Source organism: Pseudarthrobacter sp. L1SW (assembly GCF_020809045.1).
Lineage (GTDB): Bacteria > Actinomycetota > Actinomycetes > Actinomycetales > Micrococcaceae > Arthrobacter.
The window spans coordinates 524,278-539,779 of record NZ_CP078079.1 but is presented as its reverse complement, the minus strand read 5'-3'; the positions used below and the strand labels follow the sequence as shown (position 1 = coordinate 539,779).

The following is a 15,502-nucleotide window of genomic DNA, read 5'->3' as shown; positions in this document are numbered from 1 at the left end:
GTTCAAGGTTGCCCTGCCCTGTCTACCTTACGCACCTGTAGACAGGCTGGGCCCATCCTTACCGGTGCCTGAATTCCGGCTGGCGCTTCTCAGTGAACGCCGCCATGCCTTCCTTCTGGTCCTCGGTGGCGAAGAGGGAGTGGAACAGCCGGCGCTCGAACAGGACCCCCTGGGCCAGCCCGGTTTCGAAGGCGGCGTTCACGGCTTCCTTCGCCACCATGGCGGCGGGCTTGGACTTGGACGCGATCACCTCGGCAGCCTTGAGGGCTTCCTCCAAAACATCCTCGGCAGGCACCACCCGGGACACCAGGCCGCAGCGGTCAGCCTCCTCCGCTCCAATGAACCGCCCCGTGAGGATCAGGTCCATGGCCTTGGCCTTGCCCACAGCGCGGGTCAGCCGTTGCGAGCCGCCCATGCCCGGCAGGACGCCCAGGTTGATCTCCGGCTGCCCGAACTTGGCGTTGTCCCCCGCGATGATGAGATCGCACATCATGGCCAGTTCGCACCCGCCCCCCAGGGCGAATCCGGACACGGCGGCAATGGTGGGAATGCGGAGCCGGGTGAAATCCTCCCAGCCGCGGAACCAGTCGGCGGCGTACATATCGATGTAGCCCTGGGCCGCCATCTCCTTGATGTCAGCCCCGGCAGCAAAAGCTTTGCCAGAGCCCGTGATGACCACCGCCCCGACGCCCGGATCGGCATCCATGATCCTCACGGCGGACACGAGTTCCTCCATGGTGGCCTTGTTGAGGGCATTAAGCGCCTGTGGCCGGTTCAGCGTCACCAGGCCTACCCGGCCCCGCTGTTCCACGAGGATGTTCGCGTATTCCGTCACTCCGGGCTCCCGTCGTCCTGCGCTGCATTGCGTGCTGCGCTTGGTAGTGCACCGCCTGATGCGTCGTGCGGTGCACTGCTTCTTGAAATGTCTGGTTCGGTGCCGGCCCGGTGCCCGGACATGGCGCGGATGTCCGTGATGATGCCCGAGAAGTCCCTGCCGGCGCCCTCCCCCGCGGCAAACGTATCGTAGATTTCGGCAGCCAGCGGGCCCATCCGCGCCGCCACCCCCGTACTTTCCAGCGCGTTGAGGGCAAGGTTGAGGTCCTTTGCCATCAGGGCTCCGGCGAAACCGGGCTGGTAGTCCCGGTTGGCAGGGCTCGTGGGAACGGGCCCGGGTACCGGGCAGTTGGTGGTGAGCGCCCAGCATTGCCCGGACGCCGCCGACGCTACGTCGAACAGTGCCTGGTGGCTCAGCCCCAGCTTCTCCCCCAGCACAAAAGCCTCGCTGACGGCGATCATGGAGACTCCGAGGATCAGGTTGTTGCAGATCTTGGCAGCCTGGCCCGCGCCGTGCGCTCCGCAGTGGACCACGCGCTTGCCCATGACCTCGAGCAGCGGACGGACGTATTCGAAGTCCTTGTCCTCCCCGCCAACCATGAAGGTCAGGGTGCCGGCTTCTGCACCCACCACGCCGCCGGAAACCGGAGCGTCCACGGAGCGGTGGCCGGCGCCAACGGCGAGGGCTGCCGCTTCCCGGGCCTCATCGACATTGATGGTGGAGCAGTCCAGGAACATGGTTCCGGGCTTCGCCGCCGCCAGCAGCCCCCGTCGTCCGCCGTTCCCGCGGTAGGCGTCCAAGACATGCCGGCCGCTGGGGAACATCGTGAGGACCACGTCCGCGCCGGATACTGCGTCCTCCGCGCCGGCCGCGGTGGGGACGCCGGCGGCCCCGGCGGCTTCAAGGGCTGCCGGTACCACGTCGAAGCCCGCCACGGGGTAGCCGGCCCTGACCAGGTTCACTGCCATCGGGCCGCCCATGTGGCCAAGGCCCAGGAACGCGACGGTGTACTTTTCAGGCATGGTCAGGCTCCTTCAGCTGCAGGTCCACGCTGTTGAGGTCCAGTTCCCGGCTGCCCAGCGGCTCAAAGAAGCGGTCCACTTGGGCAGGCTCCACCCCGGCCAGGGTGGGCGGGTTCCAGCGCGGGTTCCGGTCCTTGTCCACCACCTGCGCCCGGATTCCCTCGCGGAAGTCCGGCGCGGACAGGAACCGGAGGCCAACGCGGTACTCCTGGGCCAGGGCCTCGTCCAGGGTCCGGCCCTTGACCCTGCGCAAGGAGGCCAACGTGACTTTGACCGACGTCGGCGACTTTGCCTCGATGGTGTCCGCGGCCTGCAGGGCCTCGGCGCTCTTCCCGCCCTGGTAGCCTCGCAGGCGCCGCACGATCTCCTCGGCGTCGTCCGAGGCGTAGCAACTGTCGATCCAGCCCCGCTGCCCCTCCAGCACGGAAGGCGGGGCCTCCTCCCGGTAGCGCCCGATGGCGGCGTCCGGCGTTTCGTCCTCCAGCGCCGCCACCAGGTCGGGCAGCTTTTCGGACCGGACGAAGTGGCTGGCCAGGCCAAGGAACAGGGCGTCCGCTGCGGTCAGGTGGGCGCCAGTCAGGGCGGCGTGGGTTCCGGTTTCCCCGGGGGCGCGGGCCAGGAGGAAGGTCCCGCCAACGTCGGGGGCGAAGCCGATGGTTGTTTCCGGCATTCCGGTCCGGGTGCGTTCCGTGACCACCCGGAGGGACCCGTGCGCGGAAATCCCGACGCCGCCGCCCAGCACCAGCCCGTCCATCAGTGCCACGTAGGGCTTGGGGTACCGGGCGATGAGGGAGTTGACTTGGTACTCCGTCTCCCAGAATTGCGCCGTCCGGCCACCGCCCGCCACCATGTCCTCGTAGATCGCCACAATGTCACCGCCGGCACAGAGGCCCCGGTCGCCCGCCCCCTGCACCAGTACCGTGGCAACGCCGTCGTCGTCCGCCCATAGGGTGAGCTGCTCCAACAGCGCCCCAACCATCCCCGCCGTCAGCGCATTCACCGCCTTGGGCCGGTTGAGCGTCACCACCCCCAGCCTGCCGCGGCGCTCGAACAGCACCTCTGCGCTGCTGCCTGCAGGTCCGTCCGGGTTCCCCGCGCGGTTCGCTGCGCCCTTTGCCATGCTTGCAGTCATCAGCTTCCTTCCGGCATCACGAAGCTGGCTCCGTGCCGTATTCCTGAGGGCCACCGTGTGGTGACCGTCTTGGTCTTCGTATAGAAACGGAACGCGTCCGCGCCGTGCTGGTTCAGGTCGCCGAACCCTGAGGCCTTCCAGCCCCCGAACGTGTAATAGGCGATGGGCACGGGGATGGGGACGTTGATGCCCACCATGCCCACGTCCACCCGGGTGGCGAAATCCCTTGCGGCATCGCCATCGCGGGTGAAGATCGCCACGCCGTTCCCGAACTCGTTTTCTGTGCACAGCCGCAGGGCATCGTCGTAATCAGCCGCCCTGACGACACTCAGGACGGGACCAAAAATCTCGTTGCGGTAGATGGCCATGTCCTTGGTGACGTGGTCAAAGAGGGTTGGCCCTACCCAGAAGCCGTCTTTATGCCCCTTTACGCTGAATCCCCGGCCGTCGGCCAGCAGAGTGGCGCCTTCGTCCACCCCTGCCTGGATGTAGCCCTCGATGCGTTCCTTGGCGGCAGCGGTGACAACCGGACCAAAGTCAGTGTCCTTGTCCAGGCTGGGGCCCACCTTGAGCGCCTTGACCCGGTCCTGGAGCCTTGCCACCAGCCGGTTGGCCGTTTCCTCCCCCACCGGCACTGCCACTGAAACAGCCATGCATCGCTCGCCCGCGGAGCCGTAGCCCGCACCGACCAGGGCGTCGGCTGCCTGGTCCAGGTCCGCGTCGGGCATGACCACCATGTGGTTCTTGGCGCCGCCAAAGCACTGCGCCCGCTTTCCGTGGGCCGCGGCCGTGGCGTAAATGTACTGTGCGATGGGGGTGGAGCCCACGAACCCGACTGCTTTTACCCGGGGATCCTCCAGCAGCGCGTCCACTGCCTCCTTGTCTCCGTTCACCACGTTGAACACCCCGTCCGGAACACCTGCCTCGGTGTACAGCTCGGCCAGGCGGAGGGGCACGGAGGGATCGCGTTCGGAGGGCTTCAGGATGAAGGCGTTGCCGGCGGCCAGGGCGGGGCCGGATTTCCACAGCGGAATCATGGCGGGAAAGTTGAACGGCGTGATGCCGGCAACCACGCCAAGGGGCTGGCGCAGCGAGTGGATGTCGATCCCCGGGCCCGCGTCGCTGGAGAACTCGCCCTTGAGCAGGTGCGGCGCGGCGGCAGCGAATTCCACCACTTCAAGGCCGCGCTGGATATCGCCTTTCGAATCGGCGAGGGTCTTGCCGTGCTCCGAGGAGAGCAGCCTGGCGAGCCCATCGATGTCCCGGTTGGCCAGGTCCACGAACCGCAGCATGATCCTGCCGCGCCGCTGCGGGTTCATGGCTGCCCATTCCCCCTGCGCCTTCTCAGCAACAGCGACGGCGTTCCGTACCTCGTCCCGGCCGGCGAGCGGTACCCGGGCCTGGACCTGGCCGGTGCACGGATCAAAGACGTCGCCAAAGCGGCCCGACAGGCCGGCAACATGCTGGCCGCCGACAAAATGGGACAGTTCGCGGACCATGGCTGCAGGCTCCTTCGCATGTGATCCAGGTCATTCCTGGTTGCGAATATACTCGGACTTCCTACTAACTTCCATACGGGCTGCCCTGCCCTGGGGCACTGGGGCGGGCGCCGCCGTCGTGCCCACATTGGTGCCCGGTTTCGCCTGGCTCGGCCCCACGCGTGCGCGGGTCCGCGCCGTTGTGCCCCGTTTCGGAGCCCTGCCCGGTCCGCATTTCCAGCGCTCAAGGTAGGTTAGGAACTGTGAAGATTGCTACCTGGAATGTGAACTCCCTCCGTGCCCGCGCCGACCGCGTGGAAGCCTGGCTTCAGCGCAGCGACTGCGATGTCCTGGCCATCCAGGAGACAAAGTGCAAGGACGACAACTTCCCGTGGGAACTCTTTGAGCGGATGGGCTACGAGGTTGCCCACTTCGGCGTCAACCAGTGGAACGGCGTGGCCATCGCCTCCCGGGTGGGGCTGGAGGACGTGGAACGCACCTTCCTGGACCAGCCCTCGTTCGGCAAGGCCGGCAAGGATCCTGTACAGGAAGCCCGCGCCATGGCTGCCACCTGCGCCGGCATCCGCATCTGGAGCCTGTACGTCCCCAACGGCCGTTCCCTGGACGACGAACACATGCCGTACAAGCTCAAATGGCTCGAGAGCCTGAAGACGCACGCGCAGGAACTCGTCACGCAGGACCCCGGGGCCCAGGTGGCCCTGATGGGCGACTGGAACATCGCACCGTTCGATGACGACGTCTGGGACATCGATCTGTTCGTCAACAACCGCTACACCCACGTCAGCCCGCCCGAGCGTGCCGCCTTCCACGCCTTCGAGTCAGCCGGCTTTACCGACGTTGTGCGCCCGTACACCCCGGGCCCGGGCGTGTACACCTACTGGGACTACACGCAGCTGCGCTTCCCCAAGAAGGAGGGCATGCGGATCGACTTCGTGCTGGCCAGCCCGGCCCTGGCGGCACGCGTCACCGGCGCTTCGATCGACCGCGAGGAGCGCAAGGGCAAGGGCGCCTCGGACCACGCCCCCGTGCTGGTGGAACTGGCGGACTGATGGCAGCATCCTGGACCCACATTAGGAGGCCCTGATGACCGGAAACCTCTACCGGGGCCAGGCCGGCCTGCCGTTCTCGTCCACCCTCCGGGTCTACGAGCCGCTGGAGGCCTTCCCCGAGGAGCAGCGCCAAGCAATCCAGGCGGAGGGGGCGCGCTCGGCTTCCCGCGCCGCCGTCGAAAATGCTGAACTGCTGGCCTCGCTGGGACGCATCACGCGCTCCGGCGGTGATCCCTTCCCCACGGGACGCACGGACCTGGTGCGCGTCACCACTGCTCCGGCACCAACCAGCGGAACCGCCGGTGAAGCATCCGACGACGGTGCTGACGAGGAGCCTGTGCTGCTCTACTGCCCCAGCCAGCTGGTGCTCCGGGCCGGTTTGGCGGCCAACGCCCTGATGGAAGGCATCCACGGTCCGCTGGCCGAGCTGCTGATCCCCGAGGAGCAGCGGGACAAGCATCAGGAACGGATAGACCAAGTCAAGGCCCGCGACGGATCCGTCCGGGTGCACACCCGCGCCTCCACCTGGGGGATCCCTTTCAGCTGGTTTTCCCTGTTCATGGAATCAGACCACAAGGACGTGGTGGAGGCCGGTGGCCGGATCGTCACCGTACGGGTGTGGGCGCCCATAACGGACGCCTTGGAGCGCGCACGCTACGCCGTGGCGAACCTGGCCCTCGCCGCACCGGACCTGGACATGCTGGACGACCTCGCCCAGCTCACGGAATGGCTGGAACTGTTCCACGTCAATTCGATGGTGGAGCTCGATTACGGGGCTGTTGCCGACAAGGTGTACCCGGACGATTCGCCCATGGACATCCGGCTGGGCATTGAATGCCTTGCTGAGGGGGACATGACCGGCGCCGCTGCAGCCTACCGGCGCCTGGCATCCCGGTGGATCCCTATCCGCCAGCTGGCGCGCGCCTCCTGACGCTGGCCGCGCAGGCCAGGCGTTCAAGCCTGGGGCGGCGCCGTTGTCCTTCGGACGATCAGTTCATGGGGCGCGACGGCGGACCGGACGGCGCCGATCTCGCCGTCCAGTTCGTCCAGGAGCATCTTGGTAGCCAGTTCGGCCTGCTCATCGGGCCGCTGGCCAACAGTGGTCAGTCCCATGGCGTCGGCGAAATCGTGGTTATCGATGCCCACCACGGAAAGTTCCTCGGGAACCCGGATGCCAAGGCGGGCCGCTTCAAAGATGACGCCCATGGCCATTTCGTCCGAGGCGCAGAAGATGGCAGTCGGCTTCTTCCCCGGCTTGGACCAGAGACGCCGCAAGGCTTCCTGGCCGCTGCGGACGGTGAAGTCACCCCATTCATCCCACTCCGGGCGCGTGGGGAGGCCGGCTGCCGTCATGACATCCTTGAATGCAAGGATGCGGACCCGGGGAACGTCGAAGTTCAGGTCCGTCTCGTCATCTCCGTGCAGCAGGGCAATGTCCCGGTGGCCAAGGTCGATCAGGTGGCGGACGGCAGCGGAGGCAGCGGCATAGTCGTCGATGCCGATGTAGGCACACTCTTCGACGTGGCCCCCCACCACCACCAGGGGGATGTCGATTTTCTGCAGGTGGTCCAGCTCTTCATGGGTCAGCGCCATACACAGCACCAGCAGGGCATCGATCTGCTTGTAGACCATGGTCTTGCTGAAAAGCCGCTCCCGGTTGCTCCCGTGGCCGCCCAGGTTGAAGAGCGAAAGATTGTAGTTGCGGGCATGCAGCTCGCGGTCCGCGCCCTCGATCGCCTTGGAGAAGAACCAGCGGCTCACGAACGGGGCAAGGACCCCGATGGTCCTGGTGCGCCCAGTAGCCAGGCCGGACGCGGAGGAGGAAGCAACGTAGCCCAGGTTCCCGGCGACCTCCAGGATCTTCTCCCGGGTGGCAGGCGATACCCGGGGCAGCCCCCGTACCGCCCGCGAAACCGTGGCAGTGGAAACTCCTGCTGCTGCGGCCACATCCTCGATGCTGACACCGCTGTGGCCTCCCCGTTGAGACCTTTCAGTTGTGCGTGCCACGGTGTCCCCTCATGTACTCCCTGCAGGTACCCGCCCTGCTTAATGCGATACGCCTGTGCCAATCGTATTTTGGACACAGGCCTGCCTCGCAGTGTTACCGCGCCGGGTGGACGCCGGCAGCGGGTAAGCCGTGCTACTTCCGGTCCGGCAGCCGCCGCCGCAGCCGCACCATTCCGTACAGTGCCAAAAGCATTGCCAGCAGGCCCAGGGCCCAGCCGAGGGCGGGCTGCGCAGTCACCTCCATCCAGACGGTGACCACCAGCAGGACCAGGGCCCAGAAGCCGAGGAACCCGATGATGATGTCAAAATCCTCGCCGGACCTCAGGAGCCGGCGGCTGCCTCCCGCCCCCGGAGTGCGGGAACGGGAAGCGTCGCGTGTCACTTGACCGCACCCGCCGTCAGGCCGGCAACGATCTTGCGCTGGAAGACCAGCACCAGGATCACCAAAGGAATGGTGACGATGGTGCCTGCCGCCATGATGGCGGTGTACGGAATCTGGTTGGGCTGCGCGCCGGCAAAGCTGGCGATGGCGACCGTGACCGGCTTCGTTGCCTCATTGGACAGCTGGCTGGCGATCAGGAATTCATTCCAGGAGGAGATGAAGGCCAGGATCGCCGTGGTGAAGATGGCCGGGGCTGCCAGGGGCATGATCACTTTCCGGAACGCCTGGCCCTGCGTGCAACCGTCAACACGGGCTGATTCCTCAAGCTCCCACGGCATCTCGCGGAAGAAGGAGGTCAGTGTGTAGACGGTGAGCGGCAGGACGAAGGAGATGTTCGGGATGATCAGGGCCTGGTAGGTGCCCATCCAGCCGATGTTGGTGAACAGCTGGAACAGCGGCGTGATCAGGGCAACGCCGGGGAACATGGAAGCGCCCAGGATGAACCCCAGCACAAGGTACTTGAACCGGAAGTTCAGGCGCGCCAACGCATAGGCGGCGAAGACGCCGATCACCAGCGAGACCACCGTGACAGTCACGCCGATGATGATGCTGTTGATGAGCGCCTGGCCGAACTTGTTGCCGAACGACGTATCGAAGGCAGTGATGAAGTTGTCCATGGTCACGTGCGTGGGCCAAGGCGTGGTGTCGTAGGTGAAGCCCACCTCGCGGAACGCCGTCACCACCATCCAGTAAGCCGGTGCAAGGCACCAGATCAGGATCACGACGGCGCTGATATAGGTGCGGGCGCTGGCCCACTTTTCCCGGGTCTGGGCGGCCTTGCGGCCCTTGTCCTGCTGCGCCCGCAATGCCGTGGCGGCAGTTGTGGTTGTCATTTCTTCCCCTTACCGGTGGCTCCGCTTTGTTCCACGACGTTCGCACCGAGGAACCGGACGAAGATGAATGCGACCAGGAAAATGATGATGAACGTGATGGTGGACAAGGCAGCTGCCGAGTTGAACCCTTGCCTGATCTGGTTGATCACCAGGATGGAAAGCGTGGTGGTGTTGTTGGCACCGCCGGTCAGGATGTAGGGAAGGTCGAACATGCGCAGGGCGTCCAGGGTACGGAACAGGATGGCCACCATCAGCGCGGGCTTCACCAGCGGAAGCGTGATGAGGCGGAAGCGCTGCCAGGCAGTGGCGCCGTCGACCTTTGCGGCCTCGTAGACCTCAGCCGGAATCATCTGCAGGCCGGCCAGGATCAGCAGCGCCATGAACGGCGTGGTTTTCCAGGTGTCCGCGATTATCACTGCCCACTTCGCCGGCCATTCGCTGCCGGTCCACAGGATGGACGCATTGAACAGCTTGTTGATGATGCCGTTGAAGTCGAACATGAAGAGCCACAGCTGGGCCGTGACAGCGGTGGGGATGGCCCACGGAACGAGGACGGCTGCGCGGACCAGGCCGCGGCCCTTGAACGTCCGCGCCATGATCATGGCCATCCAGAAGCCAAGCACTGTCTCGAAGGCCACGGTGATGACGGTGAAGAGGAAGGTGGTCCCGGTGGCGGTCCAGAACTGGCCGCCCAGGGTGCCCGGCGGGCAAGCGACGGTACCGCCGTTCGGGGCGGCGCACTGCTGCCCCAGCCAGTTCACGTAGTTTTGGATCCCCGCGGGGCCGCCGGCGGTGAACAGCCCGGTGGCCGGGTCCAGCCCCGCGTCCTTCTGGAAGGACATCACAATGGCGCTGATGATGGGGTAAACAATGACGATGCCCAGGGCAATGATGGTGGGAGCCAACAGCCAGGAGGCCCATTTGCCTTGGCTGAGGATCGCGTTGTCTTCACCTACACCTTTGGGACCGTGGTGTACATCGGGGGCGCCCGACGCCGGCTTTACCGGCGTCGGGCCCAATTCGGTTGCCATGGCTAAGCTACGATCCTGCGCCAGCGGACTCGATGGACTTCTGCATGTCGGACAGCGCGTCCTTCGCAGGCTTCTCACCCTTCAGTGCAGCGTAGGCATTTTCCTGGATCGCCTGCGTGACAGCCGGGTAGAACGGGGTTACCGGACGGGGAACAGCGTTCTCGATGGAAGTCTTCAGCACCGGCAGGTACGGAAGCTTGGCAACCAGTTCTTTGTCTTCATACAGTGCGCCGAAGACCGGAGCCAGGGAGCCCTGGGTTGCGAAGAACTTCTGCTGTTCTTCCTCGATCAGGAACTTCACGAAGTCCAGGGAAGTTGCCTTGTGGTCCGAGTAGACGCTGATGGCTGCGCTGTGGCCGCCGAGGGAGGAGGCGCCGGGGCCGTCCTTGCCCGGCAGGGCAGCCATGCCCAGCACGTCCTTCACCTTGGAGGAACCTTCAGTGGTGGCCAGGTTGTAGACGTAGGGCCAGTTGCGGAGGAAGAGCAGCTTGCCTTCCTGGAACGCGCGGCGGCTTTCCTCTTCCTGGTAGGTGATGGCCTCGGCCGGGATGTTCCCGTTCTTGAAGGCCTCCACCAGGTTGTTCAGGCCCTTTTCTGCCTCGGGGGTGTTCAGGTTCGGCTTGCCCTGGTCATTAAGGACCGATCCGCCGGCCGAGTTGATGGCCTCGGAAGCATTGACCGTGAGGCCTTCATACTGCTTGAACTGTCCCGAGTAGCAGCCCATGTTGTTCTGCTTTGCGATGGAGCACATCCCCATCATCTCGTCCCACGTCTTGGGTGCTTCCGGCACCAGGTCCTTGCGGTAGTACAGAATGCCGCCATCGGAGGACACCGGGGCTGCGTAAAGAGTGCCCTTGTACGAACCGGCTTCGACCGTAGGTTCAAGCATTCCCTTGGTTTCCACTGCCATCTTGTCCTTGAGCGGCTGCAGCCAACCCTTGGCTGCAAACTCGGCAGTCCACACAACGTCCACGCTTGCAACATCGTAATCGGCGTTCTTGGCCTGGAAGTTCTGCACCAGGTCGTCATGCTGCTGGTCGGCCTGGTCGGTCTGCTCCTTGAACGTGACCTTCTCGTCCGGGTGGGCAGCATTCCACTTTTCGATCAGGGGACGCACCACGTTGCTGTTGTCTTTGCCTTGGACGTACGTAATGGGACCGCGGCTGTCCAGGTTCTTTTCGGCGTCGCCGCCGCCACCGCCAGTGGTCCCGCCGCCGCCTCCGCCGCCGCATGCGGTCAGGGACAGGGCCAGGACACCGGCAGTTGCAGCCGGCAGTAGGAATCTAGGGGTTTTCATGGGCTTGAAGCTCCTCGCTGAGTGACAAGTAAGTCGGCAGTGCGCTTGCTAGGTGAGGTTGATGTGGTGACCATCACACTAGTAATGTTGCTCGTGGTTATGCAAGCGTTTACATCAAAAAGTTATCTGAGAGGAACCAAATGTCCAACCCGGCCGTTCCTGCCTCCGACACTTCCCGGGAATGGTGGGCCGATGCCGTCGTCTACCAGATCTACCCCCGGTCCTTCGCGGACGGCAACGGTGATGGCATGGGCGACCTCCGCGGGGTAATGGACCGCCTGCCCTACCTGGAACGGCTGGGAGTGGATGCCATTTGGCTGTCGCCGTTCTACAAATCTCCCCAGGCCGACGGCGGCTACGACGTTGCGGATTACCGGCAGGTCGACCCCCTCTTCGGGTCCCTGGCGGATTTCGATGCGATGTTGCAGGAAAGTCACCGGCGAGGCATGAAGGTCATCGTGGACCTGGTCCCCAACCACACCTCCGACGAACACGAATGGTTCCGGGAAGCCCTTGCGGCCCCGCCGGGTTCCCCTGAACGCGACCGCTACATCTTCCGCCACGGAAAAGACGAGGTGCCCGGATCCGGCGACGGCAACCGGGCACCGAACAACTGGAAATCGATTTTCGGAGGACCGGCGTGGACCCGGATCACCGAGGCGGACGGCTCCCCCGGTGAGTGGTACCTCCACCTGTTCGACACGAAGCAACCGGACCTGAACTGGGAAAACCAGGAAGTGCGGGAGGAAATGCGTTCCGTCCTCCGCTTCTGGCTGGACCGTGGAGCGGATGGCTTCCGGGTGGACGTTGCCCACGGGATGGTCAAGGAGGCCGGCCTGCCGGACTGGGATGGGGTCGCGGCAATGGTTGAAGGTACATCAGCTGAGGGCAAGGCGGCTGAGGGCAAAGTGGAGGTGCACAGGGAACCCTCCCTGCCCGGCGACGCGCCTGGTGCGCACACCGATGCTGAGGAGCCCCACCGCGCCGTATCCCCCGTGTATCCGCCGTCGCCCTTTTTCGACCAGGACGGCGTGCATGAGATTTACCGCGACTGGCACCGCGTCCTGTCGGAGTACGGCAGCGACCGGATGATGGTGGCCGAGGCCTGGGTGGAACCAGCGGAGCGGCTGGCCCTGTATGTCCGGCAGGACGAAATGCAGCAGGCCTTCAACTTCGACTTCCTGATGGCAGGCTGGGATGCAGAACGGATGTCCGAGGCAATTGACGCGTCCTTGAAAGCCGCCGCAGCCGTGGGTGCACCCTGCACCTGGGTCCTGAGCAACCATGACACCGTCCGCCATTCCACCCGCTTCGGCCTCAAGGATCCCACCACCTTTCCCAAGGGCATCGCGGCGGACGATGAGCAGCCGGATGCCGCCCTGGGAGTGGCCCGGGCCCGGGCCGCCACCTTGGTGGAGCTGGCACTTCCGGGTTCCGCCTACCTGTACCAGGGCGAGGAACTGGGACTCCCTGAGCACACCACGCTTCCGGCGGAGGCCCGCCAGGACCCCACCTTTTTCCGGACGCAGGGGGCGGAAACCGGACGGGACGGGTGCCGCGTCCCGCTGCCGTGGGCGGCGGAACAACCCGGTTACGGCTTCTCAGGGTCCTTCCCGGGCGAAGCGGCCCCGCCCTGGCTTCCGCAGCCCGAGAGCTTCGGCCCGCTGGCAGCCGACCAACAGGAAATCGAGGAGGGCTCCACGCTGCAGCTTTACCGGGCCGCACTGGCCTTCCGGTCCGCCCGCAACCTCGGCAAGGGTTCCCTTGAATGGGCCGAGGTCCACGCGCCGGAAAGCGGGCTGCTGGGCTTCCACAATGGAGATGTCCTGGTCCTGGCCAACATGGGCTTTGCCTCCGCCCCCATCCCGGAAGGCTATTCCGTGGAGCTGTCCAGCGGCACGGAGCCTGCCTCGGAATGGGAACAGATGAGTGAGGTGCCGGTGGACTGCGCCGTCTACCTCACCAGGAGCTAGGAGTTCAGCGGACGCGCTCGGCCCTGCCGAAGCGCGTCCGCGCCCCGGCGCCGATGTGGATGAGCACGGGAATCTTCCTGCCCACCACGTCCTCCAGGGAATCCAGCAGCCCGGCGACTTCCGCGGCGAGCAGGTGCGGTGCGACGCCCTGCCGGGGCAGGAGCCGCACCTTCAGGGCCGGGGACCCTTTAACGTCATAGGTAACCACCGTGGCACCGGCAAGGTCCGGCCGGCCGGCGAGGGCCTGCCTGAGGGCTTGCTCCGCCACTCCCCCGCTGATCCGGACATCCCCGGGAACGTCGCCGGGATCGTACTCGGCGGCCAGCAGGTTGAAGCGGCCCTTGCCCTGCTGCGCGATCCAGGCCACCATGAGGCCGATCAGCACCAGCAGGGCGAAGGCCACCACAATCCACAGCCAGCTCTCCGTGCGGCCAGGGAACCGGGTGGCGTTGAAGGCGCTGTTGGCCGTATCCCAAAGTCCCGCGGACCAGGCGTGCCACCACGGCCTGACCGCCGGCACGGCTGCCAGCAACATCAACAGCACGCCTATGGCCAGGAGCTTGATGCCCAGGACGGCGACCAGGATCCGGTTGAGAAGGCTTGGGGTGCTGTTCATGCCCCGATCACCCCGGACGGCGCCACGTTGATGCGGACCTCGGGTGAGGGGTCGAGTCCCATCTCGTCGAGCTCGTCCTGGACGGCGGCGAGCACGCTTTCGCCCTGGACAGGCACGCCGGACGTTGGCCGGACATTCACCACCACCTGCCGCTGGGAGACCACCACCATCACCTGTTCGGGTGTGACGTTGGCGGCGAGCCGGGCCCGCCGGGCCAGCGAGGACGCGATGACCTCGTCATCCACCACCACGGCGGGTCCGTCGCCTCCGCGTCCGCTTGGTGCCAGAAGGTGCCTGGCACGCCGTCCGGGCAGTACCCCGTTGAGGAAGAAGATCAGGCCAACCATCGCCAGCACGGCACCGATGGCGCCCAGCAGCAGCGGCGGGATACCTTCAGGCAACGCCACGATGCGCTGCGCCGCCACTTGGGGATCGATGAGCCATGGTGGTTCGCCGATGGCATGCACAGCAGCTTCCAGGAGGCCGTACGCGGCCAGCACCATGACGACGACTGCGGCAACGGTTGCCACCACCGCACGGGTTGAATGCGTTTCCCGCCGCAGGATCCGCTCCATGTCGGGCCCATTGGCGTTGCGGACCCGCGTCCGGGGAATGGAAACTTCCGCGCTGCTGCCCTGCCGGGTCCTGTTCACTGCACCCGCCCTCCTTGGCTGGTCCTGACGCCGCTGATCCTGATATCCACCCGGCTCAGCTGTGCGCCGCTGAGCTCTGCCACGGTACGAAGGATGTGGGCTTTGGCGCGGACGGCGCGGTCCCAGATGGAGCCGCCGAAAGCCTCCACCCGGTGGGGGTCGCGGGCTGCCGCCTGCAGCGGCGGTGCGCTGATCGGCGCGACGAGGGACAGCGCCAGCAGGCCGTCGTCGTCGGTCCAATCAGCCCTGACGTCCTGTGCATCGACGCCCAGTGCCTGGGCTGCCGCCGCCTTTGCGAGGCTGGTCAGCGCCTGGGTGCTGATGCGGTTGTGGCCGTTGAGCACCTGCGCCCGCACGGCCGGCGCGGACGAACTCATGAGGATGAGCGCCGGCCGATGATGGCATCCAGCACGCCGCGCAGGTCCAGTTTGCCCTCCGCGGCGCGGCCCAGCAGCGCTCCGACCGCCATGAAGAGCAGGGAGATAAGGAAGCCCCACAGGCCGAACTGCAGGGACATGAAGGCGACGAACGCGCCCATCGCCATACCGGCTACGGTGAGGTTCACAGCAGCGCCTCCCTTTCTGCAGTTCCTGGGGTGGTTGGCTTGACGGGAGGCGGCACGTAGACGTCCGTGACCTCCACGTTGACCTCGATGACCTGGAGTCCCACGAGCTCCTCGACCGCACGGTAGACGGCCGCCCGGACCTGGTCGGCGAGGGAGTGGAGTGGAGTTCCGTAGCTGGCCACCAGGCTGATGTCCACGGCAACCTGGGTTTCGCCGACTTCAGCATGCACCCCGGCAGCATGGTCCGAACTGCCGACGGCGTCCCGGATGGCGCCCAGGGCGCGTGACGGTCCTGACCCCAGTGAATAGACCCCGGGGACGGCGCGGGCGGCGATTCCTGCCACCTTGGCAACGGCTGTTTCGGAGATTACGGTGCGGCCCAGGGCGGAAACCGGCGCTGGGACCGGCACGGCGCGGCCCTGGATGGCCGCCTCGGGTTGTGGGTTCTGGTATTCCATCAGGCACTCCCCCTTCTGTTGCTCCCAACCCTATCCCTTGGCTGAGGCTTAACGGCAGAAGCAGGCGCCCGCGCAGGGGAGGTCCGGAAC

General features: G+C 65.8%; 17 protein-coding genes. 3 read left to right on the top strand and 14 right to left on the bottom strand.

What is annotated here, in order from left to right; genetic code table 11:
• Window positions 1–58 precede the first annotated feature (58 nt).
• The 4 genes from KTR40_RS02600 to KTR40_RS02585 are packed head-to-tail and all read right to left on the bottom strand — an operon-like array spanning window position 59 to window position 4,488.
• The gene (locus KTR40_RS02600; RefSeq protein WP_139027716.1) at window positions 59–835 is read right to left on the bottom strand and encodes an enoyl-CoA hydratase; all 777 of its coding nucleotides are present in this window, start codon (window positions 833–835) and stop codon (window positions 59–61) included.
• The gene (gene mmsB / locus KTR40_RS02595; protein ID WP_228405188.1) at window positions 832–1,857 is read right to left on the bottom strand and encodes a 3-hydroxyisobutyrate dehydrogenase; all 1,026 of its coding nucleotides are present in this window, start codon (window positions 1,855–1,857) and stop codon (window positions 832–834) included. The genes KTR40_RS02600 and mmsB overlap by 4 nt, the downstream gene beginning before the upstream one ends.
• Complete coding sequence (locus KTR40_RS02590) at window positions 1,850–2,989, bottom strand: enoyl-CoA hydratase/isomerase family protein (protein ID WP_370633158.1); 1,140 nt, start codon at window positions 2,987–2,989, stop codon at window positions 1,850–1,852. Before KTR40_RS02590 ends, mmsB begins: the two co-directional genes overlap by 8 nt.
• Entirely contained in the window at window positions 2,989–4,488 is a 1,500-nt protein-coding gene (locus tag KTR40_RS02585; protein WP_139027714.1) for a CoA-acylating methylmalonate-semialdehyde dehydrogenase, read from the bottom strand. Before KTR40_RS02585 ends, KTR40_RS02590 begins: the two co-directional genes overlap by 1 nt.
• Window positions 4,489–4,730: 242 nt before the next feature.
• Between KTR40_RS02585 and KTR40_RS02580 the strand changes: the two genes are divergently transcribed.
• Window positions 4,731–5,537 (top strand): exodeoxyribonuclease III, encoded by an 807-nt coding sequence (locus KTR40_RS02580; RefSeq protein ID WP_139027713.1) that lies wholly within the window; start codon window positions 4,731–4,733, stop codon window positions 5,535–5,537.
• 34 nt (window positions 5,538–5,571) lie between these two features.
• Entirely contained in the window at window positions 5,572–6,468 is an 897-nt protein-coding gene (locus tag KTR40_RS02575; protein ID WP_139027712.1) for a hypothetical protein, read from the top strand.
• A 23-nt stretch (window positions 6,469–6,491) separates the two neighbouring features.
• Here the strand turns inward: KTR40_RS02575 and KTR40_RS02570 are convergent, their stop codons facing one another.
• The 5 genes from KTR40_RS02570 to KTR40_RS02550 form a co-directional block, all read right to left on the bottom strand.
• Window positions 6,492–7,544, bottom strand: a complete 1,053-nt coding sequence (locus tag KTR40_RS02570; protein WP_139027711.1) for a LacI family DNA-binding transcriptional regulator — start codon at window positions 7,542–7,544, stop codon at window positions 6,492–6,494.
• A 133-nt stretch (window positions 7,545–7,677) separates the two neighbouring features.
• Window positions 7,678–7,926 (bottom strand): hypothetical protein, encoded by a 249-nt coding sequence (locus KTR40_RS02565; protein WP_139027710.1) that lies wholly within the window; start codon window positions 7,924–7,926, stop codon window positions 7,678–7,680.
• Window positions 7,923–8,819 (bottom strand): carbohydrate ABC transporter permease, encoded by an 897-nt coding sequence (locus KTR40_RS02560; RefSeq protein WP_139027709.1) that lies wholly within the window; start codon window positions 8,817–8,819, stop codon window positions 7,923–7,925. The genes KTR40_RS02565 and KTR40_RS02560 overlap by 4 nt, the downstream gene beginning before the upstream one ends.
• Window positions 8,816–9,850 (bottom strand): carbohydrate ABC transporter permease, encoded by a 1,035-nt coding sequence (locus tag KTR40_RS02555; RefSeq protein WP_139027708.1) that lies wholly within the window; start codon window positions 9,848–9,850, stop codon window positions 8,816–8,818. Before KTR40_RS02555 ends, KTR40_RS02560 begins: the two co-directional genes overlap by 4 nt.
• A gap of 7 nt (window positions 9,851–9,857) precedes the next feature.
• Window positions 9,858–11,147 (bottom strand): ABC transporter substrate-binding protein, encoded by a 1,290-nt coding sequence (locus KTR40_RS02550; protein WP_139027707.1) that lies wholly within the window; start codon window positions 11,145–11,147, stop codon window positions 9,858–9,860.
• A gap of 140 nt (window positions 11,148–11,287) precedes the next feature.
• Here KTR40_RS02550 and KTR40_RS02545 point away from each other — a divergent pair, with 140 nt between their 5' ends.
• Window positions 11,288–13,120 (top strand): glycoside hydrolase family 13 protein, encoded by a 1,833-nt coding sequence (locus tag KTR40_RS02545; RefSeq protein WP_139027706.1) that lies wholly within the window; start codon window positions 11,288–11,290, stop codon window positions 13,118–13,120.
• A 4-nt stretch (window positions 13,121–13,124) separates the two neighbouring features.
• Here the strand turns inward: KTR40_RS02545 and KTR40_RS02540 are convergent, their stop codons facing one another.
• From KTR40_RS02540 to KTR40_RS02520, 5 genes are all read right to left on the bottom strand, one after another.
• Window positions 13,125–13,736, bottom strand: a complete 612-nt coding sequence (locus tag KTR40_RS02540) for an alkaline shock response membrane anchor protein AmaP (RefSeq protein ID WP_228405187.1) — start codon at window positions 13,734–13,736, stop codon at window positions 13,125–13,127.
• Window positions 13,733–14,311, bottom strand: coding sequence for a DUF6286 domain-containing protein (locus KTR40_RS02535; protein WP_228406237.1), 579 nt, complete (start codon window positions 14,309–14,311; stop codon window positions 13,733–13,735). Before KTR40_RS02535 ends, KTR40_RS02540 begins: the two co-directional genes overlap by 4 nt.
• A 74-nt stretch (window positions 14,312–14,385) precedes the next feature.
• Window positions 14,386–14,766, bottom strand: a complete 381-nt coding sequence (locus tag KTR40_RS02530; protein ID WP_228405186.1) for a hypothetical protein — start codon at window positions 14,764–14,766, stop codon at window positions 14,386–14,388.
• Complete coding sequence (locus KTR40_RS02525) at window positions 14,763–14,954, bottom strand: hypothetical protein (RefSeq protein ID WP_104996645.1); 192 nt, start codon at window positions 14,952–14,954, stop codon at window positions 14,763–14,765. Before KTR40_RS02525 ends, KTR40_RS02530 begins: the two co-directional genes overlap by 4 nt.
• On the bottom strand, window positions 14,951–15,412 hold the full coding sequence (locus tag KTR40_RS02520; protein ID WP_228405185.1) for an Asp23/Gls24 family envelope stress response protein: 462 nt from the start codon (window positions 15,410–15,412) through the stop codon (window positions 14,951–14,953). Before KTR40_RS02520 ends, KTR40_RS02525 begins: the two co-directional genes overlap by 4 nt.
• Between the last annotated feature and the right edge of the window lie 90 nt (window positions 15,413–15,502).

Coding starts and splice junctions, on each gene's coding strand:
- mmsB (WP_228405188.1), bottom strand. CDS start 1,857: ATGCCTGAAAAGTACACCGTCGCGTTCCTGGGCCTTGGCCACATGGGC.
- KTR40_RS02590 (WP_370633158.1), bottom strand. CDS start 2,989: ATGACTGCAAGCATGGCAAAGGGCGCAGCGAACCGCGCGGGGAACCCG.
- KTR40_RS02585 (WP_139027714.1), bottom strand. CDS start 4,488: ATGGTCCGCGAACTGTCCCATTTTGTCGGCGGCCAGCATGTTGCCGGC.
- KTR40_RS02575 (WP_139027712.1), top strand. CDS start 5,572: ATGACCGGAAACCTCTACCGGGGCCAGGCCGGCCTGCCGTTCTCGTCC.
- KTR40_RS02560 (WP_139027709.1), bottom strand. CDS start 8,819: ATGACAACCACAACTGCCGCCACGGCATTGCGGGCGCAGCAGGACAAG.
- KTR40_RS02555 (WP_139027708.1), bottom strand. CDS start 9,850: ATGGCAACCGAATTGGGCCCGACGCCGGTAAAGCCGGCGTCGGGCGCC.
- KTR40_RS02550 (WP_139027707.1), bottom strand. CDS start 11,147: ATGAAAACCCCTAGATTCCTACTGCCGGCTGCAACTGCCGGTGTCCTG.
- KTR40_RS02545 (WP_139027706.1), top strand. CDS start 11,288: ATGTCCAACCCGGCCGTTCCTGCCTCCGACACTTCCCGGGAATGGTGG.
- KTR40_RS02540 (WP_228405187.1), bottom strand. CDS start 13,736: ATGAACAGCACCCCAAGCCTTCTCAACCGGATCCTGGTCGCCGTCCTG.
- KTR40_RS02535 (WP_228406237.1), bottom strand. CDS start 14,311: ATGGAGCGGATCCTGCGGCGGGAAACGCATTCAACCCGTGCGGTGGTG.
- KTR40_RS02530 (WP_228405186.1), bottom strand. CDS start 14,766: ATGAGTTCGTCCGCGCCGGCCGTGCGGGCGCAGGTGCTCAACGGCCAC.
- KTR40_RS02520 (WP_228405185.1), bottom strand. CDS start 15,412: ATGGAATACCAGAACCCACAACCCGAGGCGGCCATCCAGGGCCGCGCC.